The organism is Pseudomonas sp. NPDC087626, from assembly GCF_044743405.1.
Classification (GTDB): Bacteria; Pseudomonadota; Gammaproteobacteria; order Pseudomonadales; family Pseudomonadaceae; genus Aquipseudomonas.
Window position 1 is genome coordinate 132,042 of sequence record NZ_JBIUWJ010000012.1, and the last position, 22,417, is coordinate 154,458.

The following is a 22,417-nucleotide window of genomic DNA, read 5'->3' on the forward strand; positions in this document are numbered from 1 at the left end:
GCCGGCCAGCCGGCGATGGCGCCCTTCAAAACGCCATCGCCCGCAGCTCGACCCGCCCGTATGGCGGCACATTCCCGGTAAAAATAGTGGCTCTGCTTCCCGCGGCTGACGACTAGGGTGTAGTGACCCTCAGTTATCAGGATTCGCCATGCACCCCTACTTCTCCCTGCAAGGCCGCACCGCTCTGGTGACCGGCGGCACCCGTGGTATCGGCAAAATGATCGCCAAAGCCTTCGTCGAAGCAGGAGCGACGGTGTATGTCTGCGCGCGCGACGCCGAGGCCTGCCAACAGACAGCCGATGAACTGGGCGCCCTGGGGCACTGCCACGCGATCGCGGCCAACCTCGCCACAGAAGAAGGCGTCGCCCAATTGGCCAGTCGTCTCGGCGAACGCGTGAACCACCTGGACATCCTGGTGAACAATGCCGGCACCACCTGGGGAGCGCCGCTGGAGAGCTACCCAGTCAAGGGCTGGGAAAAAGTCATGCAGTTGAACGTGACCTCGGTATTCAACTGCATCCAGCAATTCCTGCCGCTGTTGCGCAAGGCCGGTTCGGCCGCCAATCCGGCTCGGATCATCAACATCGGCTCGGTCGCCGGGATTTCCTCCTTCGGTGAACAGGCCTACGCCTACGGCCCGAGCAAGGCAGCCCTGCACCAACTGTCGCGGATTCTCGCCAGGGAACTGGTCAGCCAGCACATCAACGTCAACGTGATTGCCCCGGGGCGCTTCCCGAGCAAGATGACCCAGCACATCGGTAACGATGCCCAGGCCTTGGCCGAGGACACGGCCTTGATCCCCATGCAGCGCTGGGGTCGCGAGGAGGAAATGGCGGCACTGGCCATCAGCTTGGCGAGTACCGCCGGGGCGTACATGACCGGCAACATCATTCCGCTGGATGGTGGGTTCAGCCTCTGAGATCGATGGGGCTGGCTCCCACAGGGCTCAGCAGTTGGCAAAACTGGGTCTAGTGGGAGCGAGCCTGCTCGCGAAGGCGGCCCCGGGCCGCGTGAGTTATCATGCTCACCCTGACCCCGCCTCGACCCCCACCATGACCTATAGCGTTTCCCCCATCGGCTTTGTCCACTCCTGCTTCAAGGAGAAGTTCGCCATTCCCCGCCAACCCCAACTGGCCCCGGCCGCGCGGGGCATCCTGGAGCTGGTGGCACCGTTCGACCAGGGTGATGCGGTACAGGGCCTGGAGCAGGTCAGTCACGTCTGGCTGCTGTTCCTGTTTCATCAGGCCCTGGAAGACAAGCCACGGCTCAAGGTGCGCCCACCGCGCCTGGGCGGTAACAAATCCATGGGCGTGTTTGCCACGCGCGCAACCCACCGTCCCAATGGCATCGGGCAGTCAGTGGTGAAACTGGACAAGGTCGAGGCGAATCGCCTTTGGATTTCGGGCATCGACCTGCTCGATGGCACGCCGGTTCTGGACATCAAACCCTACGTCCCCTACGCCGACATCATCGACACCGCCTCCAACAGCATCGCCAGTGCCGCGCCGCAGCTGATTCCCGTGCAGTGGACGGACGCAGCGCTGCAACAGGCTCACGCGCACGCTCAGCGCCTTGCAGAGCCGCTGGTGGAGCTGATCGAGCAATGCCTGGCACAAGACCCACGCCCGGCCTACCAAACTCCTACATCCGCGCGGGAATATGGCGCGCAGTTTTGGGATCTGGATGTGCGATGGCATTACCCCGAGGCCGGGCTGATTCGTGTGCTGGAAGTCATTCCCGCGCAGGTATAAACGCCAAAAACGAAAAAGCCCGCGCTGCCCTCTCAGGCTGCGCGGGCTTTTTTTGTAGGAGCTGGCTTGCCAGCGATGAACTCGAATACACCGCGTTTACCCGGCAAACACGCGTTATCGTTGACGATCATCGCGAGCAGGCTCGCTCCTACAGGTGACCTTCGGTCACTTCTCGACGAACGCACGCTCGATCAGGTAGTCACCCGGCTCACGCATACGCGGCGACACTTTCAGGCCGAAGCTGTTGAGCACTTCGCTGGTCTCGTCGAGCATGCTCGGGCTGCCGCACAACATGGCGCGGTCGTCCTGCGGGTTGATCGGGGGCAGGCCGATGTCGCTGAACAGCTTGCCGCTGCGCATCAGGTCGGTCAGACGGCCTTCGTTTTCGAATGGCTCGCGGGTCACGGTCGGGTAGTAGATCAACTTGTCACGCAGGGCTTCGCCGAAGAACTCGTTCTGCGGCAGGTGCTCGGTGATGAACTCGCGGTAAGCGACTTCGTTGACGTAACGCACGCCGTGGCACAGGATTACTTTTTCGAAACGCTCGTAGGTTTCCGGATCCTGGATCACGCTCATGAAAGGCGCCAGGCCGGTACCAGTACTGAGCAGGTACAGATGTTTGCCAGGTTTGAGGTCGTCCAGCACCAGCGTGCCCGTAGGCTTCTTGCTGATGATGATCTCGTCGCCTTCCTTGAGGTGCTGCAACTGGGAAGTCAGCGGGCCATCAGGCACCTTGATGCTGAAGAACTCCAGATGCTCTTCCCAGTTTGGGCTGGCAATCGAGTAAGCACGCATAAGCGGGCGGCCGTTGGGCTGTTGCAGGCCGATCATCACGAACTGACCGTTCTCGAAGCGCAGGCCCGGATCGCGGGTGCACTTGAAGCTGAACAGAGTGTCGTTCCAGTGGTGAACACTGAGGACACGCTCGTGGTTCATGTTGCTCATGTACGTGGGACTCCTGGAGATTTTGCCTGCGCCGCTGTGCGCAATTGCATCGCATTCTAATGGCAGCGACAATATCTGTTAAATGGATTATTAAGATAAGGGTTATCGGTTATATAGATATGCGATTTACTCTACGTCAACTTCAAGTCTTCGTCGCCGTTGCCCAGCAGGAAAGCGTATCCCGTGCTGCGGGTCTGCTCAACCTCTCGCAATCGGCGGCCAGCACCTCGATCACCGAGCTGGAGCGCCAGTGCAGCTGCCAATTGTTCGATCGCGCCGGCAAACGGCTGAGCCTCAACGCCCTGGGTAAACAGCTGTTGCCGCAAGCGGTGGCCCTGCTCGACCAGGCCAAGGAAATCGAGGACCTGCTCAACGGCAAGTCCGGTTTTGGTTCCCTGGCGGTCGGCGCCACACTGACCATCGGCAATTACCTGGCGACCTTGCTGATCGGTAGCTTCATGCAGCGCCACCCCGAGAGCCAGGTGAAGCTGCACGTCCAGAACACTGCCAATATCGTGCAACAGGTCGCGCACTATGAAATTGATCTGGGTCTAATCGAAGGCGACTGCAGCCATCCGGACATCGAAGTGCAGAGCTGGGTCGAAGATGAGCTGGTGGTGTTCTGCGCGCCCCAGCATCCGCTGGCACAACGCGGCACTGCCAGCATGGAGGAGCTTAGCCATGAGGCGTGGATTCTTCGCGAGCAGGGTTCCGGGACTCGCCTGACCTTCGATCAGGCCATGCGTCATCATCGCAGCGCGTTGAACATCCGCCTGGAGTTGGAACACACCGAAGCGATCAAACGTGCGGTCGAGTCTGGCCTGGGCATTGGCTGCATTTCCCGCCTGGCCCTGCGCGACGCCTTCCGACGCGGCAGCCTGGTGGCGGTGGAAACCCCGGATCTGGACCTTGCGCGGCAGTTCTACTTCATCTGGCACAAACAGAAATACCAGACCTCAGCCATGCGCGAATTCCTCGAACTGTGCCGCGCCTTCACCGCCGGGGTTCAGCGCAGCGACGAGATCGTGCTGCCGAGCATCGCCTGAGGGGTCAGATCAGGATCACCGCCCACACCAGGGCAATCATGCTCAAAGCCACGAACTGCGCGGCGCTGCCCATGTCCTTGGCGTTTTTCGACAGCGGGTGCAGGTCGAGGGAGATGCGGTCGATGGCCGCTTCAACCGCCGAGTTGAGCAACTCCACGATCAGCGCCAGCAGACAGACGGCAATCAGCACCGCCTGTTCGACGCGGCTGACATTCAGAATGAAGGTCAGCGGAATCAGAATCACGTTGAGCAACACCAGTTGCCGAAAAGCCGCTTCGCCGGTGAAAGCGGCGCGCAGGCCGTCCAGGGAGTAGCCCGAAGCGTTGAGGATGCGTTTGAGGCCGGTCTGGCCTTTGAAAGGTGACATATGAGTAGGCAACTGAAAAAAGGAGTGGGAAAGCTAGATCAACAAAAGTCAAAAAAGCGTGAATGAGCCGGCTTCACTGCGGCGAAATTGACTCAAGTTGTTGCAGGAGCAGCGCCGCCTGAGTCCGGGTGCGCACCCCCAGCTTGCGGAAAATCGCCGTCACGTGGGCCTTGATGGTCGCCTCCGACACACTCAGTTCGTAGGCAATCTGCTTGTTCAGCAAACCTTCGCAGACCATGGTCAGCACGCGGAACTGCTGCGGGGTCAAACTCGCCAGGCCCTCGCTCGCGGCCTTGGCTTCCGGCGAGACACTGACCGCCTCGAACGCTTGCGGTGGCCAGAACACGTCGCCATCCAGCACCGCACGCACCGCCTGCTGGATCACTTCCAGCGAGCTGGATTTGGGAATGAAGCCGCTGGCCCCGAACTCCCGGGACTTGACCATGATCGACGCTTCTTCCTGTGCCGAGACCATCACCACCGGAATCTGCGGGTACTGGCCGCGCAACAGCACCAGCCCGGAGAATCCGTATGCACCCGGCATGTTCAGGTCCAGTAGCACCAGGTCCCAGTCGGCCTTCTCGGTCAGACGGGTTTCCAGCTCGGCAATGCTTGCCACTTCCACCAGGCGCACGTCCGGGCCCAGCCCCAGGGTGACAGCCTGGTGCAGTGCGCTACGAAAGAGAGGGTGGTCATCGGCAATCAGGATTTCGTATGTGGCCATTGTTCAAATGATCCTGTTTTTTATGGCAGGCCTGATGCATTCAAGCCTCACCAAAACAACTCAAGGTAGCACCAGCAGGCGCAACCAACAGGGTACGTTCAACGCCAAGAGCCCATAAAACCGGCGTTTCAATCTTCGGCCGCACCCTAATCGGCGCCAAGGATGCCCAGCGAAGCCGGGGTGGTCAAGCCGCATCCTTTACGGCATCTTAGCTGGCTAACTAATAAGAGTGCCATCATGCAGACCAAAGCCCTGCGTGCCGATGTCCTGATGTTGATCACCGCGATGATTTGGGGATCAGGATTTGTCGCACAAACCTCCGGCATGGATCACATCGGTCCTTTCCTCTATTCCGGCCTGCGCTTCGCGCTTGGTTCGTTGTGTCTGTTACCGCTGGTCCTGCGTGGCTCCCGTCAGAACAGCCACCACGAGCCCTTCCTGACCCGTGGCTTGTTGATCGGTGGCGGCCTGATGGGCCTCGCCCTGGCCCTGGGGATCAACCTGCAACAGGTCGGCCTCTTGTTCACCAGCGTGACCAACGCCGGTTTCATCACCGGGCTCTACGTCATCGTCGTGCCACTGCTGGGGCTGTTGATTGGCCACAAGACCGGGCTCGGCACCTGGTTCGGGGCGATTCTGGCGGTGGTCGGAATGTTCCTGCTCAGCGTCGGCGATCAGTTCCAGGTTGCGTCCGGCGACTGGTTGCAATTGATCGGCGCCTTTGTCTGGGGTGGACACGTGGTGCTGGTGGGCGTTTTCGCCAGCCGCCACGACCCGATTCGCCTGGCATTCCTGCAGTTCACTACCTGCGCGGTGGTCAGCCTGGTCCTGGCCCTGTGCCTGGAGACCTTCGAGCTCAACGCAATCATCGCCGCCGGCCCAGCCATCCTCTATGGTGGCCTGATTGCGGTCGGCATCGGCTACACCTTGCAGGTGATCGCCCAGAAAGACGCAATCGCCTCCCATGCCGCGATCATTTTTTCCCTGGAGGCGGTGTTTGCCGCCATTGCCGGGGCCTGGCTACTGGGTGAAGAACTGAGCCCGCGCGGCTATGTCGGCTGTGGGTTGATGCTGGCCGGGATGCTGGCAGCCCAGCTCTGGCCAAAAAGCCCAGCACTGACCCGCAGTACAACCTAGAGGTAGGGCTTGAGGCGAGCGTGGACTGCGTCGAGCGGATCGATCGCCTGCTGAAACTTGGCCGACAGGTAATGGGTGCTGAAGACGTCCAGGTAGGCGTCCAGCACTTCGCTGGCGACTAGGTCGTCGGCCAGTTCCAGGCAGAGCGCGGCCACTTCGGCGGTGCAGAAGTGATCATCGCGCTTGGAGCGGCGCAACTTGTAGCGCGACAGTTGCTCGGGCTGCAGGCTCAACACCGGCAAATGCTCGAGATAAGGGCTCTTGCGGAACATCTTGCGCGCCTCGCTCCAGGTCGCGTCCAGCAGAATGAACAGCGGACGCTTGCCCGGCTCCAGCCGGACCTCGCTCACCACCCGCTGCGGGGCGACAAACTCCCCCGGAAACACGATGTACGGCTGCCACTGGGGATCGGCGATCAAGGCCAGCAAACCCGGCTCGACTTCGGTACGCGACCAGGGAAACGCACTGGTCTGCTCGATCACGTCGGCAATCAGCCAGCCGGTATTGCTCGGTTTCATCGGCTCGACATCATGCATCACCAGGCACATGGCCGATTTGGCGGCAACGGTCGGCCGCCAGGCACACATGCAATGGCTGGGAATCACCCGGCAGCCGGCGCACCGCTCGGCTCGCGAACCCCGCGCAACAAAGGGGCGGACGGCACGGGCCAGGCGCTGGGCGCGCAAACGGGAAACGGCGTGGCTCATGGCAGGTTTCGATGGCAAGGGGATTGAATCGACACAAAAAGCGCTCGGCAGGGCAATAAAGTGCCAGCAGTTTACCAGAGCAGCCCGCGCAAGCCTGTACCACCCGCCGCCCGCACCCTATAATTTGCCGCCACTGAACGCTCAGCCCTGTGACGGGTCGAAGCACCAGTCACTGAATCAGGAGAGTTTCATGCTGCGCCTAATCGTCCCCACCGCCGCCCTTGTGCTGGCTTTGCCTTTCTGCGCCCAGGCCGCGTCCCTGAAAGACTTGAACCTGAGCAAGATGCTGGAGAAGGTGGCCGCGGAAAGTAACGTTGGCCTGCCTCGCGAAGTCAGTGACAACATTCTGGACCAGGGCTACACGGTCGAAGGCAAGGAGCTGGTTGATCACCTCAGCGTGCAATCGGTGTACGCCGAAGAAATGCGCGCCAACCCGAAAGCCGTCTACCTGCAACTGGGTGCCAGCGTTTGCCGCAACCCCAACTACCGCAAGTTGATGGCCCAAGGGGCGATCTTGCGTTACGAATTCACCGAAAACAAAACCAACCGCCCGGTGGCCTCGGCCCGATTCCAGGAATCGGACTGCCCGGCAGAGCCTGCGAAAAAGAACAAGTAACTAGCCCGAACCTGCGCGCCGCTGCTCTTCATCGGCGCGCAGTTCCGCCACCAGCGCCTGCAAATAAGGCGAGCGCTGTTCCCTGCCCTCCAGCCGCCGTCGACATTCCTCCTCCAGGCTTACCTGATGGTCCTCGGCTGCCGACTTGAGCATCTGATACAGCTGCGTATCGATCTCCAGTATCACCAGAGTCATAACCCGCCTCCGTGCCTAAGAATCGCCACTACTTGCGCGATGACTCCCCACAGCTCCTGGTGCCTTGCGTCTTGCCCTGGACGCACGACAAATGTGTTGCGTGTCTGTATTTCAGTAAATCAGAGCGTAGCGCCTAAGGTGGAGCTTCAGACAAGCGGTGAAAGTCGATCACCTATCGCCAACAAGCTATTGCCAGCACAGACTTTTCAAGACCATGATCGAGTCAGCACAACTGACGCCGAGCGTCTAGATTTAACCTGTCGATGTTCAATGCTCACGGCAGAAAAGGGGCTGCCATCCAGAGCGGTGTCTTGCGAACATTTCTTTCATCCAAGGGATAAACAGAACCCGTCTGGATGACTCGACGGCCGTCCGCGGCGGGTCGGGTTGGCTGCAATGCCCAGGCGACACAAGGTGTGTCGCGGCCCCGACGAATCTTTCGGTCGGGCCGAAGGTTCTGTGTAGAAGGAGAAGTTGAATGCCTTACCAACCGAATGACCTTCTGATACGTCATTTTCAAAACAACGGTGTCGATCTCACGAGCAAGATCGAAGAACAACTCAACCTGGTTTCCCCCAACAGCCCGAACATTCCGATCTACCGCGACATGATGCTGACTGTCCTGCGCATGGCCCAGGACGACCACAACCGCTGGAATGCCAAGATCACCCTACAAGCCTTGCGCGAACTGGAGCACGCTTTCCGTGTGCTGGAACAGTTCAAGGGACGCCGCAAGGTCACCGTGTTCGGCTCAGCGCGTACTCCGGTGGAGCACCCGCTGTATGCACTGGCCCGTGAACTGGGGGAAAAACTCGCGCAATCGGACCTGATGGTGATCACCGGAGCCGGTGGCGGGATCATGGCCGCCGCTCACGAAGGCGCCGGCCGCGATCACAGTCTTGGGTTCAACATCACCCTGCCCTTCGAACAGCATGCCAACCCCACCGTCGGTGGCACTGCCAACTTGCTGCCCTTCCACTTTTTCTTCACCCGCAAACTGTTCTTCGTCAAGGAAGCCGACGCGCTGGTGCTGTGCCCGGGCGGCTTCGGCACACTGGACGAAGCCCTGGAAGTACTGACCCTGATCCAGACAGGCAAAAGCCCACTGGTGCCCGTGGTGCTACTGGATGCACCGGGCGGCAAGTTCTGGGAAAGCGCATTGGAGTTTATCCGCAATCAATTGGAGGCCAATCGCTACATCCTGCCCAACGACCTGAAGCTGGTGCGTCTGGTGGATAACGCCGAGGAAGCCGTGGCGCAAATCAATCAGTTCTACAGCAACTTCCACTCCAGCCGCTGGCTAAAAAACCAGTTTGTGATCCGCATGAATCACGCGCTAAACGAGCAGGCGCTGGCACACCTGCAAGTGGCGTTCGCCGATCTGTGCCTCAGCGATCACTTTCACCAGCATGCCTACAGTGGCGAGGAGCATGACGAAGCGCAGTTCAGCCACTTGGCGCGTCTGGCGTTCACCTTCAATGCCCGGGATCATGGGCGCCTGCGTGAGTTGGTGGACTACCTCAACCTGCCGGAAAACTGGGTCACCTCCCAGCCCGCAACTGCCCAGCGCCAACGGGACCCCATCAAAGTGACGTGAATAAAAAAGCCCGACTATTTCTAGTCGGGCTTTTTTAGTCGTCCATTGCTCGGCCGCTGAACAACCGGCCGATCATCTCCATGGAGTAACCGCGATAAGCGAGGAAGCGCCCTTGCTTGGCACGCTCGCGGGCATCGATTGGTAAATGCCCGGCAAATTTACGACGCCAGGTGTCTTCCAGTTGTGCCTGCCAGCTGATTCCACACTCGCGCAAGGCGAGTTCGATATCAGCGCGCTGCAATCCGCGCTGGCTCAACTCTTCACGAATGCGCAAAGGGCCGTAGCCTGAACGGGCCCGGAAGGAAACGAAACTTTCGAGGTAACGGGATTCGGACAGCAACCCCTCTTCCGTCAGACGGTCGAGGGCAGTGTCGATCATTTCATCGGGGGCGCCGCGCTGACGCAGTTTACGCGTCAGCTCGACTCGACCGTGCTCGCGTCGCGCTAGCAGGTCCATTGCGGTTCGCCGCACCGCGACGAGGGTATCGAGTACGGCGGTCATGGGATCAATCAGATATCAGCGTCGGCCAGGTCATCTTCAGTCTCTTTGACCGGCGCGGCGTTGAGGTCCACCGGCGTCAGCAGCTTGTCGCGAATCTGCTTCTCGAGCTTGGCTGCAATGTCCGGGTTGTCCTGCAGGAACTTGGCCGAGTTGGCCTTGCCCTGACCGATCTTGCTGCCGTTGTAGGCATACCAGGCACCGGACTTCTCAACAAAACCGTGCAACACACCCAGGTCGATCATCTCGCCATTGAGGTAGATGCCCTTGCCGTAAAGAATCTGGAACTCGGCCTGACGGAACGGTGCTGCCACCTTGTTCTTGACGACTTTGACGCGGGTTTCGCTGCCGACCACTTCGTCGCCTTCTTTCACCGCGCCAGTACGGCGGATGTCCAGGCGAACCGAGGCGTAGAACTTCAGCGCGTTACCACCGGTGGTGGTTTCCGGGCTGCCGAACATCACGCCGATTTTCATCCGGATCTGGTTGATGAAGATCACCAAGCAGTTGGCGTTCTTGATGTTACCGGTGATTTTACGCAGCGCCTGGGACATCAGGCGGGCTTGCAGGCCCACATGCATGTCGCCCATCTCGCCTTCGATTTCCGCCTTGGGTACCAGTGCAGCCACGGAGTCGACGATGATCACGTCAACCGCGTTGGAACGCACCAGCATGTCGGTGATTTCCAGGGCTTGCTCGCCGGTGTCCGGCTGGGAAACCAGCAGGTCGTCGACGTTGACCCCCAGTTTGCCGGCGTATTCCGGGTCCAGGGCGTGCTCGGCATCGACGAACGCGCAGGTCGCACCGGCTTTTTGCGCTTGGGCGATGACCGACAGGGTCAGGGTGGTTTTACCGGAAGATTCAGGACCGTAGATTTCAACGATACGGCCTTTTGGCAGGCCGCCAATGCCGAGTGCGATGTCCAGACCCAGAGAGCCAGTGGAGATAGCCGGGATCGCCTGACGGTCCTGATCGCCCATACGCATTACGGCACCCTTGCCGAATTGACGTTCGATCTGACCCAGGGCCGCAGCCAAGGCTTTCTTCTTGTTGTCGTCCATTAAAGTCCTCACGTAATCAATAAGGCCTGACGGCCAACACCTGTATAAGTAGACAGTATTATTCCACAGCGATTGTGGATCGCCTACCCCTGATTTGAGATTTCTCCGGCGGCATGTTGCAGCAAGCCCTCTAGCGCGGCCTTCACCGTTTGTCGGCGGACCTCATCGCGGTTACCGGGGAAGTGCCGGCACTCGCTAAACACGGCCTCGCCCACCCCCCAGGCCAGCCAGACAGTCCCCACCGGCTTGGCCGGCGAGCCGCCGTCAGGTCCGGCGATCCCGCTGACCGCCACGGCAAACCGCGCATGGCTGTTGCGCTGCGCGCCGCGAACCATGGCCTCCACGACCTCGCGACTCACCGCACCGACCTGCTCGAACAACTCGCCCGGCACCTTCAATTGCTGGGTTTTCTGGCGATTGGAGTACGTGACATACCCCGCCTCGAACCAGGCCGAACTGCCGGCAATCCGGGTGATCGCCTCGGCGATACCGCCCCCGGTGCAGGATTCGGCCGTGCTGACGTGGGCATTGAGAACCTGTAGACGCCGGCCCAGTTCCGCGGCCAGCTGAGTGATTTCATTCACGACTCTCTCCTTATCAGACGGGCGTGAGCACTACCCTACATGAGCAGGTTGCGCTTGCAAGGCGCTGGGGAAATCAAAATATGAGTGGCGCCGTGCCCGCGCACTACCGCTGATCCTCCGGGGCCTGGTCTTCCACTACGCCGATGCGCCTGGCCGCCCAGCGCTGATACAAGCCAATGGCGAAATCCGCACCGGCCATCGCCGTCAGGCAGCCGAATGCGGCAGCTGTCCAGGCCGAGATGTTGGCGGCATATAACAGCATCACCACCGAGACACCGCAGATCATGCTCGACCCAGAGCGCAGGCTCAGGCGCCGGACCAATGACCAGCCGCGCTCACCCTCCTTGTCCGCACGCCACATTTCACCAGACAAGCCACCCAGCAGCGTGAGTGCAATGACCAGCCAGACAGGGATCTCCAGCAAGGCTTGCTGTTCGATTGTCATTTGATTGCTCCTGAGTGACGAGTCAAAACATTATGCACTGATGCATATATAGTCAATCGGAAACCCATCACACTCAGCGAATATTCATGCATAAATGCATCAAAACAATTCACCTCCCCCCAAAAAAAACTCCAGGCGCAAAAAAACCCGCCAGAGGACGGGTTGGGATTGGCACAAGAGACAATCAGCGAGCGTACATACCCCACCAGAACACATGCCCCAGGATTACGATCTGCCCGGTCTGGATATCCTGGAAGCCATAGTCCTCATCCGGATGCTCATCGCGATTGAAGCTGCGCAGGCGAATCCCGGTGGGCAGTCGATACAGCTGTTTCACGCGCAACTGGCCGTTGTGGTTGATCGCGTAGAGATCGCCGTCGACGATATCGCCGATCCCACATTTGCCGGCATTCACCCCTACCGTGGCGCCATCACGCAGCACCGGCAACATGCTGTTGCCGCGCACGGTCACGCATTTGGCCTGATCGAATTGCACGCCGTTGTGGCGCAGGCTGCGCTTGCCAAAACGCAGGCTGGCGCGCTCGCTTTCTTCGATCACGAATCTTCCTGATCCAGCAGCCAATTCAACCTCGCGCAGAAAAGGTACCGAGACCTCGTCGTCTTCGATGGGAGTGTCGTCATCCCACAGGCTGATGTCCTTGAGCTCCGAGTGCGCGGGATCTCGTGCAGGCGGGTAACCCGGCGCGACATCGACACGGCCACGCAACTGGTCGGTGCTCACACGAAAATACTCGGCGATCTTCGAGATGTGTTTATCCGCCGGATCGGCGATCTTGCCGCCGAGTATCCGCGAGAGGGTGGATTGCGGCACGCCGGTACGCCGGTGAAGCTCCGTAGGGGAGATCCCGTGTTGATCGAGCAGCGCCCTGAGGACGGTAGAAACATTGCGTTTTTGCATACTTTGCATAATGCGGATTCTTTTTCGGGATGACAAATGCTGTTTCGCATAAATTGCCCTTCAGATTCGCAAAACACCCCCACTTGGCGTTCATCCCTGGGTCGTGCGGAGCCGCCCATGGTAACCTTGCGCCCATCGCGCAAAGGCCTGGGCAACGCCCTCCTTTACCCACCCCTTTGAATGAATCCGCCTGATTACCCGATGAATAAAGCACTTTCCGACCTGTCCTCCCACACCCCGATGATGCAGCAGTACTGGCGCCTGAAGAACCAGCACCCGGACCAGTTGATGTTCTATCGCATGGGTGACTTCTACGAGATCTTCTACGAAGACGCGAAGAAAGCCGCCAAGCTGCTGGACATCACCCTGACGGCGCGTGGGCAGTCGGCCGGCCAGGCGATTCCGATGTGTGGGATTCCTTACCATGCCGCCGAAGGTTACCTCGCCAAGCTGGTCAAGCTGGGCGAATCAGTAGTGATCTGTGAGCAGGTGGGTGATCCGGCGACCAGCAAAGGGCCGGTGGATCGCCAGGTGGTGCGCATCATCACCCCCGGCACCGTCAGCGACGAGGCGTTGCTGGACGAACGGCGCGACAACCTGATCGCTGCTGTGCTGGGTGACGAGCGCCTGTTCGGCCTGGCCGTACTGGACATCACCAGCGGCAACTTCACGGTGCTGGAAATCAAAGGCTGGGAAAACCTGCTGGCCGAGCTGGAACGGGTCAACCCGGTGGAACTGATGATCCCGGATGACTGGCCAAAAGACCTGCCGGCGGAAAAACGGCGTGGCGTTCGTCGTCGCGCGCCGTGGGATTTTGAGCGAGATTCGGCGTTCAAGAGCCTGTGCCAGCAATTTTCCACCCAGGACCTCAAGGGTTTTGGCTGCGAGAACCTGACCCTGGCTATCGGCGCTGCCGGTTGCCTCCTGAGCTATGCCAAGGAAACCCAGCGTACCGCCCTGCCGCACTTGCGCAGCCTGCGGCATGAACGCCTGGACGACACCGTGGTGCTGGACGGCGCGAGCCGACGCAACCTGGAACTGGACACCAACCTGGCCGGTGGCCGCGATAACACCCTGCAATCGGTGGTCGATCGTTGCCAGACTGCCATGGGCAGCCGCCTGCTGACCCGCTGGCTGAACCGCCCGTTGCGCGACTTGCAGGTGCTACAGGCGCGGCAGAGTTCGATCACCTGCCTGCTGGATGGCTATCGCTTCGAGAAACTGCAACCGCAGCTCAAGGAGATCGGCGACATAGAGCGAATCCTGGCGCGGATCGGCCTGCGCAACGCTCGCCCGCGCGACCTGGCACGCCTGCGTGACGCCCTCGGCGCCCTGCCGCAACTGCAAGTGGCGATGAGCGAACTGGAAGCGCCGCACCTGAACCAACTGGCCGTGACCACCAGCACCTATCCCGAACTGGCGGCGCTGCTGGAAAAAGCCATCATCGACAACCCGCCCGCAGTGATCCGCGACGGTGGGGTGTTGAAAACCGGGTACGACACCGAGCTCGACGAGCTGCAATCGCTGAGCGAGAACGCCGGCCAGTTCCTCATCGACCTGGAAGCCCGGGAAAAGGCGCGCACCGGCCTGTCCCACCTGAAGGTCGGTTACAACCGGATTCACGGCTACTTCATCGAACTGCCGAGCAAGCAGGCCGAACAGGCCCCCGCCGACTACATTCGGCGGCAGACGCTCAAGGGCGCCGAGCGCTTCATTACGCCGGAACTCAAGGCATTCGAAGACAAGGCACTGTCGGCCAAGAGCCGAGCGCTGGCTCGCGAGAAAATGCTTTATGAAGCCCTGCTCGAGGACTTGATCAGCCAATTGCCACCCTTGCAGGACACTGCAGCGGCACTGGCCGAGCTGGATGTGCTGAGCAACCTGGCCGAACGCGCGTTGAACCTTGATCTGAACTGCCCGCGTTTCGTCAGCGAGCCGTGCATGCGCATCAGTCAGGGCCGCCACCCAGTGGTCGAGCAAGTGCTGAGCACCCCGTTCGTGGCCAACGACCTGAGCCTGGACGACAACACCCGGATGCTGGTGATCACCGGGCCGAACATGGGCGGTAAATCCACCTATATGCGCCAGACTGCACTGATCGTGTTGCTGGCGCACATCGGCAGCTTCGTGCCGGCGGCCAGCTGTGAGTTGTCGCTGGTGGACCGGATCTTCACCCGGATCGGCTCCAGTGACGACCTTGCAGGCGGGCGCTCGACCTTTATGGTGGAAATGAGCGAAACCGCGAACATTCTGCACAATGCCACCGAACGCAGCCTGGTGCTGATGGACGAAGTGGGCCGTGGCACCAGCACCTTCGACGGCTTGTCCCTGGCCTGGGCAGCGGCCGAGCGCCTGGCCCAACTGCGCGCCTACACGCTGTTCGCTACCCACTACTTCGAGTTGACGGTGCTGCCGGAAGCCCAGCCATTGGTGGCCAACGTGCATCTCAACGCCACCGAACACAACGAGCGCATCGTTTTCCTCCACCACGTGCTGCCTGGCCCCGCCAGCCAGAGCTACGGCCTGGCGGTGGCACAACTGGCGGGCGTGCCCACAGAGGTCATCCTGCGCGCCCGAGAGCACTTGAGCCGCCTGGAAACCACCAGCCTGCCCCATGAAGTCCCGGCTCCAGCCAAAGGCAAACCGGCAGCACCGCAGCAGAGCGACATGTTCGCCAGTTTGCCCCACCCGGTGCTGGATGAGCTGGCAAAACTCGATCTGGATGACCTGACACCACGTCGTGCACTCGAAATGCTCTATACACTGAAGACACGGATCTAACGCTGTTGCCTGCAAGCTGTTAGAATCTCGCGCGGTTTGGGGTGCTGCAGGCTATTAGCCTGGTCTGCAGGCAAGCGCTCCCAAACCTGGCGACCCCACCGTGAAGGGGCGCAGCACGCCGCCTGAGGAGAGAATTAGAAATGACCTTCGTCGTCACCGACAACTGCATCAAGTGCAAGTACACCGACTGCGTAGAAGTCTGTCCGGTGGACTGCTTTTACGAAGGCCCGAACTTCCTGGTGATTCACCCGGATGAGTGCATCGACTGCGCCCTGTGCGAGCCGGAATGCCCTGCTGTGGCCATCTTCTCCGAGGACGAAGTTCCGGACGAGATGCAAGAATTCATTCAGCTGAACGTTGAACTGGCCGAAATCTGGCCCAACATCACTGAGAAGAAAGATTCGCTGCCAGACGCAGCGGAATTTGATGGCGTCAAAGGCAAGATCAAAGACCTGGTTCGCTGATCTTCGCTGCACGCTCAAAAAAGGCCCTTCGCGGGCCTTTTTGCATTTTGGAGCGCGGTACTTTTCAGCTGGCAAAAAAAAGGGGCGGTATGACCCGCCCACATTTTTTCCCTAGTCCCTGTGTTCCTTTTCATCGTCCTGATGAATCACGTCCTTGCGATGTTCCTTGACCATCATCCTTGATGGCTGTGTCTATCCGTCGACACAGGGCTGATATTAAAGGCTTCGCCAGCAATCACAATCACCGCTTAGGCTTAAACAGTAGGTGTAGAAGTGCCTGCGCTAATAATTAATTACTTATAAAACAAGATGTTAAAAAATGTATTACTGAGCAACAGCATTCATCCAGCAAGCATAAAAACCGAACACTTACGAAAGAGTAAGCCACGGCTTACAGCAACCCGGGAAAGCACCCGGGATACTCTCCCTGCTAAACACGTGGTGAAATCGCGGGCACAAAAAACCCCGAGATGCCGGGGTTTTTGCTGATCGAGTACTGGGGTTCCTGCTACTGGAACAAAGACTCGCTCGACAATCCATTTTTCTCGAGAATTTCACGCAGACGTTTCAGTCCTTCAACCTGGATCTGCCGGACCCGTTCGCGGGTCAGTCCGATTTCCAGGCCAACGTCTTCCAGCGTGCTGCTCTCATGGCCGCGCAAGCCGAAGCGGCGAATCACCACCTCTCGTTGCTTGTCGGTCAATTCGCACAGCCACTGATCGATACTCTGTGACAGGTCATCATCCTGAAGCAGCTCACAGGGATCGGTAGGGCGGTCGTCAGTCAGGGTGTCCAGCAGGGTTTTATCCGAATCCGGACCCAACGAGACGTCGACCGAAGAAACCCGCTCGTTCAGGCCGAGCATGCGCTTGACCTCTCCCACCGGTTTTTCCAGCAGGTTGGCGATTTCTTCGGGTGAGGGTTCATGATCGAGCTTTTGTGTCAGCTCTCGGGCGGCCCGCAAGTAGACATTCAGCTCTTTGACCACATGAATCGGCAACCGGATGGTCCGGGTTTGATTCATGATCGCGCGCTCGATGGTCTGACGAATCCACCAGGTTGCGTAGGTCGAAAAGCGGAAGCCACGCTCCGGATCAAACTTTTCCACTGCCCGGATCAGCCCAAGGTTGCCCTCTTCGATCAGGTCGAGCAATGACAGCCCACGATTGACGTAGCGTCGGGCGATTTTCACCACCAGTCGCAAGTTGCTTTCAATCATGCGTTTACGCCCGGCCGGATCTCCACTTTGCGACAGGCGCGCAAAATGAACTTCTTCTTCCGGGGACAACAGGGGGGAAAAGCCGATTTCATTGAGATACAACTGGGTAGCATCTAGCGCCCGTGTGTAATCAATGTACTTGTGTTGCTTGAGTGAGGCGGAGTGTTTGGATTTTGCGCGAACTGAAGGTGTAGCAGACCCCTCATTCGACGTCTGATCCGATGCGACGTCGGTCTCCATCAGGAGAACCTCATCGTCGATGTCAAACTCCGGCACTTCTTTACTGAGAGCCATTGTTATAGTCCTTTGGTGAGTTCGACCTCAAGCTCAAGCGGCGCCTTTATCCTTGGCAACGCTGGAGCCTGTTCCTCTACGTGAAGGAACAGGCTGGTAACAAATCAACGACGTGGCAGGAATTGCAGCGGATCTACTGGCTTACCTTGTCGGCGAATCTCAAAATGCAGTTTCACCCGGTCCGTACCCGTTGACCCCATTTCGGCAATTGTCTGCCCAACCTTGACCTGCTGCCCCTCCCGAACCAACAGCCTGCGGTTGTGACCGTAGGCACTGACGTAGGTATCGCTGTGTTTGATAATGACCAATTCACCGTAGCCCCGCAAGCCACTCCCGGCGTAAACGACAGTCCCATCAGACGCAGCTAAAACAGGCTGTCCCAAATCTCCGGCGATATCAATTCCTTTATTCAAACTACCGTTTGAAGAGAATTTTCCAATAAGAATGCCATTAGATGGCCAACCCCATCCTGTGGGAGCGGGCCCCGCTGGAGGCAATGGCGCCGGCGCGGGCTTGCTGGCAGTAGACGGTGCAGCAGTGGCCGTACTGGTGCCGGTCGCCGAAGCCGGACGGCGAGTAACCGTGAATTTTCCGGAAGACGAAGAGTTGGTGGTGGAGGACGTTACGACCGGGGTCGGCGTTGAACCCGAGCGCCCATCGAAGCGAATCGTCTGACCCGGATGTATCGTATAAGGCGTAGGAATGTTGTTGCGCGCGGCGAGGGCTTTGTAGTCCCAGCCGTAGCGGAAAGCGATTGAAAACAAGGTATCGCCGCGACGGACTACGTACTGGCCGGTGGTAACGGCAGGACGCTGGGCGGCCGTGCTGTTGCGATCGACAACCCGCACGTCACTCGACTTGGTGCTGGAGCAACCGACCAGCAATGAGCTCAAGACAAGGCCAGTCACCAGGCACTGAAAGCTTTTTGTACCAATACGCTGCGCAATGACTTTGAGACTCACCCGCCGCTCCCTTTCTGGTGGCTGAAAATAGTAGATGCCTGGTTCAGGCATGAAGTGTCGCAAGTATAACTGGCCGCTGGCGCATTACCGTCGGCAAAACGAAATCGATACAGCCCCGCGTTTACTGGCGGTAGTACAACGACGTTGAAGCCATCCTTGCCGCTGTAAGACCAAGGTAATCGAAGAGAATTCAGCGCCGTTGAACAAATGCTCAGGCCAATGGCCCGTTAAGCAACGGGACGAAGCGCACCGAGCCCAGGACACGCCTGGAAAACCCCTGTTCCTCGCGGATGATCAGCAACAATTGTTGAACCTCCCCTGACCCAACCGGAATCACCAGACGCCCTCCTGGCGCCAACTGATCCAGCAATGCCTGGGGCACATCGGTCGCCACCGCCGTGACGATAATGCCGTTGTAAGGTGCCAGTGCCGGCCAGCCTTCCCAACCATCGCCCCAGCGAAACACCACGTTGCGCAGGTTCAATTCCACCAGGCGCTCTTTGGCCCGATCCTGCAGGACCTTGATCCGCTCGACCGAAAACACCCGCTCCACCAGTTGCGACAACACGGCCGTCTGATAGCCGGAACCGGTACCGATCTCCATGACCTTGTCCAACGGCCCCGCCTCTAAAAGCAGCTCGCTCATGCGTGCCACCATATAAGGCTGGGAAATGGTCTGGTTGTGGCCAATCGGCAAGGCCGTGTCTTCGTAGGCTCGGTGGGCCAGCGCTTCATCGACAAACAGATGGCGCGGTGTACGGCGGATCACTTCCAGGACCTGGGCGTTGCTCACGCCTTCTTCATAAAGTCGCTGGATCAAGCGTTCACGGGTCCGCTGGGAAGTCATCCCGATCCCGCGGCGCAGCATATCGTCTTGCTCGCGAGCCATCAGCGCAGCCCCTCCAGCCAGCCATCGAGACTGGCAAAGGCATCATTGAAGGTGCGATCGAGCTGCAGCGGGGTGATGGAGACATACCCCTGCATGACGGCATGGAAATCCGTACCCGGCCCACCATCTTCCGCATCGCCGGCCGCAGCAATCCAGTAGCCGGACTTGCCGCGTGGGTCGACCACCTTGGTCGGTGCCGCAGCGCGTGCCCGGTGGCCCAGGCGGGTCAGTTGAATGCCCCGGATGTGGTCCAGCGGCAGGTTCGGAATGTTCACGTTCAACACCGTGCGCGGCGGCAGATTCAGCTCGGCATGAGCTTCCACCAGTTTGCGCGCAAAGTAGGCCGCTGTCGGCAAATTATCCACCTGCCGCGAGACCAGGGAAAACGCAAAGGACGGCTTGGCGAGGAAGCGCCCTTCGAGTGCCGCCGCCACCGTACCGGAATACAGCACGTCGTCCCCCAGGTTGGCACCCAGGTTGATCCCGGAAACCACCATGTCCGGCTCGCGCTCGAGCAAGCCGTTGAGGCCCAGGTGCACACAATCGGTCGGCGTGCCATTCAGGCTGATAAAGCCGTTGGCCAGGGTTTGCGGGTGCAGCGGACGGTCCAGCGTCAGCGAACTGCTGGCGCCGCTCTTGTCCTGGTCCGGGGCGATAACCACGCACTCGGTGTAATCCGCCAGCGCAGCATAAAGCGCGGCGAGACCGGGTGCGGTTACCCCGTCGTCGTTAGAAATCAGAATACGCATGGGCTGTCCGTCTGCCCCACCGGCACCAGATCAACGAGTTCACGCACCAATACGGTGGCGAAGCATCCGGCCGGCAGGACGAATTCCAGTTGCAGAATGTCCAGCGAAGGATAATGCCACGTCAACCCGCCAATGGGCAGCCGCAGGATGCGTCGTTCATGGCTCATTCCGGCGTTTACCAGCCAATCGCGCAGGTCCGCTTCGTTCGTGGCGATCCGTTGCTCCAGCTCATGAGTCGCACCAGCGGCAGGTGAATCGCCCTCGCCCCATTGCGGCCCGGTCGGATGCAGGTCGAGGATCGCCAGGCGCGGGTCACTGCACTCCGCTTCGCCAGCCGGGAAAAAGCTGCGGCTGTCGGTGAAGGCCAGTAAGTCGCCAACCTGAGCGCGCTGCCAACTACCGTCGGCAACACGCGCCGCCAGCACCTGATTGAACAGAAAGCTACGGGCGGTGGACAGCAACCGCGAACGCACATTGCGCTGCTCCGGCAAGGCCTTGCGTGCCGCCCAGGCACGCGCGTCCACCACGTTGCCACCGTCATGGCCGAAACGTTGTGCACCGAAGTAATTGGGAATGCCCTGCTTGGCGATCAGTTGCAGACGCGCTTCGAGCGCCTCTTTGTCACCGGCGAACTGGGTCAGGCGCAAGGTAAAACCGTTGGCCGAATGCGCGCCCCGTTGCAGCTTGCGCTTGTGCCGGGCGGTCTTGAGAATTTTCAGGGTGTCGTTTTCAGCCGCCGACAAATCCGGATCGGCCTTGCCCGGTAATTGCACGCTGAACCACTGTCGGGTCAGCGCCTGACGATCCTTCAGACCAGCATAGCTGACGGTGCGCAAGGGCACGCCGGCGGCCTTGGCGATGCGCCGTGCCGCTTCCTCGGTGTTCAGGCCGCGTTTTTCCACCCAGATCCACAGGTGCTCACCATCGCCAGTCAGCGGAATATCGAGCACTTCATCGACTTGGAAATCTTCCGCGATGGCTTTCAGTACGGCGCTGCCGAGGGGTTCGCCGTAGGCACGCGGGCCGAGCAATTGCGCTTCGTTCATGGGCGCAGCAACAAGGCAACGGAATGCACGGCAATGCCTTCTTCGCGACCGACAAAGCCGAGTTTTTCGGTGGTGGTAGCTTTCACGTTCACTTGATCCAGTTCAACTTGAAGATCGGCGGCAATCAGCGCGCGCATCGCTTCGATATGGGGAGCCATTTTCGGCGCCTGGGCGACGATGGTGTTGTCGACGTTGCCGACTTTCCAACCCTTGGCGTGAATCAGCGCAACGACATGACGCAACAGCACACGGCTGTCAGCACCCTTGAACTGGGGGTCGGTATCGGGGAAGTGTTTACCGATATCGCCCAGTGCCGCAGCACCCAGCAGGGCATCGCTCAACGCGTGCAACAATACGTCGCCGTCGGAGTGGGCGAGCAGCCCGAAGCTGTGTGCAATCCGCACGCCGCCCAGAGTGATGAAATCGCCTTCAGCAAAACGGTGCACATCGTAGCCGTGGCCAATACGCATAAAAAAACGCCCTGATTGAGTCAGGGCGTGATTCTACCTGCTTTAGGCGCCTAGGGCGTGCGCGTGATGCCGTAAGTGGTCATCGATGAAGCTGGCGATGAAGAAATAGCTGTGGTCGTAGCCCGGTTGCAAGCGCAAGGTCAGCGGATGGCCGGCGAGTTTGGCTGCCTGCTGCAAGGCTTCAGGCTTGAGTTGGGTGGCGAGGAAGTCGTCCCGATCACCCTGGTCGACCAGCAGTGGCAGCTGTTCGCTGGCTTCGCTGATCAGCACCGTAGCATCCCACTCTCGCCACTTCGAACGCTCTTCACCCAGATAGCGCGAAAACGCCTTCTGACCCCACGGGCAATCCATTGGGTTGTTGATCGGCGCGAACGCCGAGACCGACTGGTAGCGCCCCGGGTTACGCAGTGCGCACACCAGCGCACCGTGGCCACCCATGGAGTGACCGCTGACGCCGCGTTTGTCCGAGGCCGGGAAATGCGCCTCGACCAATGCCGGTAATTCCTGCACCACGTAGTCGTGCATCCGATAGTGTTTGGCCCAGGGTTCCTGGGTGGCATTCACGTAAAACCCGGCCCCCAGGCCAAAGTCCCAGGCACCCTCAGGGTCCCCCGGCACATCGGCACCACGCGGACTGGTGTCCGGTGCCACGATGATCAAGCCAAGCTCGGCCGCCAGGCGCATGGCACCGGCCTTGTGCATGAAGTTCTCATCGGTGCAGGTCAGGCCCGACAACCAATACAGCACCGGCAACTTGCCACCCTGCTCCGCCTGGGGTGGCAGGTACACGGCAAACACCATGTCGCAACCCAGCACTTGGGAGTGATGTCTGTAGCGTTTGTGCCAGCCACCGAAGCTCTTCTGGCATGAGATGTTTTCCAGACTCATGGGAGTACTCCCAGCTTCAAGCCGCAAGCTGTGAACCGCAAGAGAGGGACACCCGCTTGCCG

25 protein-coding genes are annotated in these 22,417 nt (G+C 59.8%); 8 read left to right on the forward strand and 17 right to left on the reverse strand.

Annotated elements, in window-relative coordinates; translation table 11 throughout:
- Window positions 1-148: 148 nt before the first annotated feature.
- Complete coding sequence (locus ACIOVD_RS12770; RefSeq protein ID WP_401128012.1) at window positions 149-919, forward strand: SDR family oxidoreductase; 771 nt, start codon at window positions 149-151, stop codon at window positions 917-919.
- 133 nt (window positions 920-1,052) lie between these two features.
- Window positions 1,053-1,751, forward strand: coding sequence for a tRNA (N6-threonylcarbamoyladenosine(37)-N6)-methyltransferase TrmO (gene tsaA, locus ACIOVD_RS12775; protein WP_401128015.1), 699 nt, complete (start codon window positions 1,053-1,055; stop codon window positions 1,749-1,751).
- Window positions 1,752-1,916: 165 nt separating this feature from the next.
- On the opposite strand, the gene fpr is transcribed toward tsaA, so the two are convergent.
- The gene (gene fpr, locus ACIOVD_RS12780; RefSeq protein ID WP_003443014.1) at window positions 1,917-2,696 is read right to left on the reverse strand and encodes a ferredoxin-NADP reductase; all 780 of its coding nucleotides are present in this window, start codon (window positions 2,694-2,696) and stop codon (window positions 1,917-1,919) included.
- A 119-nt stretch (window positions 2,697-2,815) separates the two neighbouring features.
- Between fpr and ACIOVD_RS12785 the strand changes: the two genes are divergently transcribed.
- The gene (locus ACIOVD_RS12785; RefSeq protein ID WP_095166878.1) at window positions 2,816-3,742 is read left to right on the forward strand and encodes a LysR family transcriptional regulator; all 927 of its coding nucleotides are present in this window, start codon (window positions 2,816-2,818) and stop codon (window positions 3,740-3,742) included.
- A 4-nt stretch (window positions 3,743-3,746) separates the two neighbouring features.
- Here ACIOVD_RS12785 and ACIOVD_RS12790 read toward each other — a convergent pair whose 3' ends face one another.
- Together ACIOVD_RS12790 and erdR are read right to left on the reverse strand one after the other, a co-directional pair.
- Complete coding sequence (locus ACIOVD_RS12790) at window positions 3,747-4,109, reverse strand: diacylglycerol kinase (protein ID WP_095166877.1); 363 nt, start codon at window positions 4,107-4,109, stop codon at window positions 3,747-3,749.
- Between the two features lie 73 nt (window positions 4,110-4,182).
- The gene (gene erdR, locus ACIOVD_RS12795) at window positions 4,183-4,833 is read right to left on the reverse strand and encodes a response regulator transcription factor ErdR (protein ID WP_095166875.1); all 651 of its coding nucleotides are present in this window, start codon (window positions 4,831-4,833) and stop codon (window positions 4,183-4,185) included.
- A gap of 237 nt (window positions 4,834-5,070) precedes the next feature.
- Between erdR and ACIOVD_RS12800 the strand changes: the two genes are divergently transcribed.
- A complete protein-coding gene (locus ACIOVD_RS12800) occupies window positions 5,071-5,970 on the forward strand; it encodes a DMT family transporter (protein ID WP_095166873.1) in 900 nt (299 codons plus the stop codon).
- Here the strand turns inward: ACIOVD_RS12800 and ACIOVD_RS12805 are convergent.
- Window positions 5,967-6,677 carry a tRNA-uridine aminocarboxypropyltransferase gene (locus tag ACIOVD_RS12805; protein WP_401128021.1) on the reverse strand — a complete coding sequence of 237 codons (711 nt, stop codon included), beginning with the start codon at window positions 6,675-6,677 and terminating at the stop codon, window positions 5,967-5,969. The genes ACIOVD_RS12800 and ACIOVD_RS12805 overlap by 4 nt on opposite strands.
- 190 nt (window positions 6,678-6,867) lie before the next feature.
- On the opposite strand from ACIOVD_RS12805, the gene ACIOVD_RS12810 reads away from it, so the two are divergent.
- A complete protein-coding gene (locus ACIOVD_RS12810) occupies window positions 6,868-7,293 on the forward strand; it encodes a PA3611 family quorum-sensing-regulated virulence factor (RefSeq protein ID WP_095166869.1) in 426 nt (141 codons plus the stop codon).
- Here the strand turns inward: ACIOVD_RS12810 and ACIOVD_RS12815 are convergent, their stop codons facing one another.
- Window positions 7,294-7,488: a hypothetical protein gene (locus tag ACIOVD_RS12815; RefSeq protein WP_095166855.1), complete on the reverse strand. Its 195-nt coding sequence runs from the start codon at window positions 7,486-7,488 to the stop codon at window positions 7,294-7,296.
- Between the two features lie 478 nt (window positions 7,489-7,966).
- On the opposite strand from ACIOVD_RS12815, the gene ACIOVD_RS12820 reads away from it, so the two are divergent.
- A complete protein-coding gene (locus ACIOVD_RS12820) occupies window positions 7,967-9,085 on the forward strand; it encodes a TIGR00730 family Rossman fold protein (RefSeq protein WP_401128026.1) in 1,119 nt (372 codons plus the stop codon).
- A gap of 34 nt (window positions 9,086-9,119) precedes the next feature.
- Here the strand turns inward: ACIOVD_RS12820 and recX are convergent, their stop codons facing one another.
- From recX to ACIOVD_RS12845, 5 genes are all read right to left on the reverse strand, one after another.
- Complete coding sequence (gene recX, locus ACIOVD_RS12825) at window positions 9,120-9,587, reverse strand: recombination regulator RecX (protein ID WP_401128029.1); 468 nt, start codon at window positions 9,585-9,587, stop codon at window positions 9,120-9,122.
- A gap of 8 nt (window positions 9,588-9,595) precedes the next feature.
- The gene (gene recA / locus ACIOVD_RS12830) at window positions 9,596-10,645 is read right to left on the reverse strand and encodes a recombinase RecA (protein WP_095166849.1); all 1,050 of its coding nucleotides are present in this window, start codon (window positions 10,643-10,645) and stop codon (window positions 9,596-9,598) included.
- Window positions 10,646-10,728: 83 nt separating this feature from the next.
- Window positions 10,729-11,229 carry a CinA family protein gene (locus ACIOVD_RS12835; protein ID WP_159994057.1) on the reverse strand — a complete coding sequence of 167 codons (501 nt, stop codon included), beginning with the start codon at window positions 11,227-11,229 and terminating at the stop codon, window positions 10,729-10,731.
- A gap of 103 nt (window positions 11,230-11,332) precedes the next feature.
- Complete coding sequence (locus ACIOVD_RS12840) at window positions 11,333-11,674, reverse strand: phage holin family protein (RefSeq protein ID WP_095166845.1); 342 nt, start codon at window positions 11,672-11,674, stop codon at window positions 11,333-11,335.
- 184 nt (window positions 11,675-11,858) lie between these two features.
- Window positions 11,859-12,593, reverse strand: coding sequence for a S24 family peptidase (locus ACIOVD_RS12845; protein WP_095167143.1), 735 nt, complete (start codon window positions 12,591-12,593; stop codon window positions 11,859-11,861).
- Window positions 12,594-12,794: 201 nt separating this feature from the next.
- Between ACIOVD_RS12845 and mutS the strand changes: the two genes are divergently transcribed.
- Both mutS and fdxA read left to right on the forward strand, forming a co-directional pair.
- Window positions 12,795-15,374, forward strand: coding sequence for a DNA mismatch repair protein MutS (mutS, locus tag ACIOVD_RS12850; protein WP_095166843.1), 2,580 nt, complete (start codon window positions 12,795-12,797; stop codon window positions 15,372-15,374).
- Window positions 15,375-15,514: 140 nt separating this feature from the next.
- Complete coding sequence (gene fdxA, locus ACIOVD_RS12855) at window positions 15,515-15,838, forward strand: ferredoxin FdxA (RefSeq protein WP_095166841.1); 324 nt, start codon at window positions 15,515-15,517, stop codon at window positions 15,836-15,838.
- 508 nt (window positions 15,839-16,346) lie between these two features.
- Here the strand turns inward: fdxA and rpoS are convergent.
- From rpoS to fghA, 7 genes are all read right to left on the reverse strand, one after another.
- Entirely contained in the window at window positions 16,347-17,351 is a 1,005-nt protein-coding gene (gene rpoS / locus ACIOVD_RS12860; RefSeq protein WP_095166839.1) for an RNA polymerase sigma factor RpoS, read from the reverse strand.
- 104 nt (window positions 17,352-17,455) lie between these two features.
- The gene (locus tag ACIOVD_RS12865) at window positions 17,456-18,313 is read right to left on the reverse strand and encodes a peptidoglycan DD-metalloendopeptidase family protein (RefSeq protein ID WP_095166837.1); all 858 of its coding nucleotides are present in this window, start codon (window positions 18,311-18,313) and stop codon (window positions 17,456-17,458) included.
- A gap of 211 nt (window positions 18,314-18,524) precedes the next feature.
- Window positions 18,525-19,160: a protein-L-isoaspartate(D-aspartate) O-methyltransferase gene (locus ACIOVD_RS12870; RefSeq protein WP_174244610.1), complete on the reverse strand. Its 636-nt coding sequence runs from the start codon at window positions 19,158-19,160 to the stop codon at window positions 18,525-18,527.
- A gap of 41 nt (window positions 19,161-19,201) precedes the next feature.
- Window positions 19,202-19,951, reverse strand: a complete 750-nt coding sequence (gene surE / locus ACIOVD_RS12875; protein ID WP_159994049.1) for a 5'/3'-nucleotidase SurE — start codon at window positions 19,949-19,951, stop codon at window positions 19,202-19,204.
- Window positions 19,939-20,997 carry a tRNA pseudouridine(13) synthase TruD gene (gene truD, locus ACIOVD_RS12880; protein ID WP_401128036.1) on the reverse strand — a complete coding sequence of 353 codons (1,059 nt, stop codon included), beginning with the start codon at window positions 20,995-20,997 and terminating at the stop codon, window positions 19,939-19,941. Before truD ends, surE begins: the two co-directional genes overlap by 13 nt.
- Complete coding sequence (ispF, locus tag ACIOVD_RS12885) at window positions 20,994-21,467, reverse strand: 2-C-methyl-D-erythritol 2,4-cyclodiphosphate synthase (protein WP_095166830.1); 474 nt, start codon at window positions 21,465-21,467, stop codon at window positions 20,994-20,996. Before ispF ends, truD begins: the two co-directional genes overlap by 4 nt.
- Before the next feature lie 42 nt (window positions 21,468-21,509).
- Window positions 21,510-22,355: an S-formylglutathione hydrolase gene (gene fghA / locus ACIOVD_RS12890; protein WP_401128040.1), complete on the reverse strand. Its 846-nt coding sequence runs from the start codon at window positions 22,353-22,355 to the stop codon at window positions 21,510-21,512.
- Window positions 22,356-22,417: the final 62 nt, after the last annotated feature.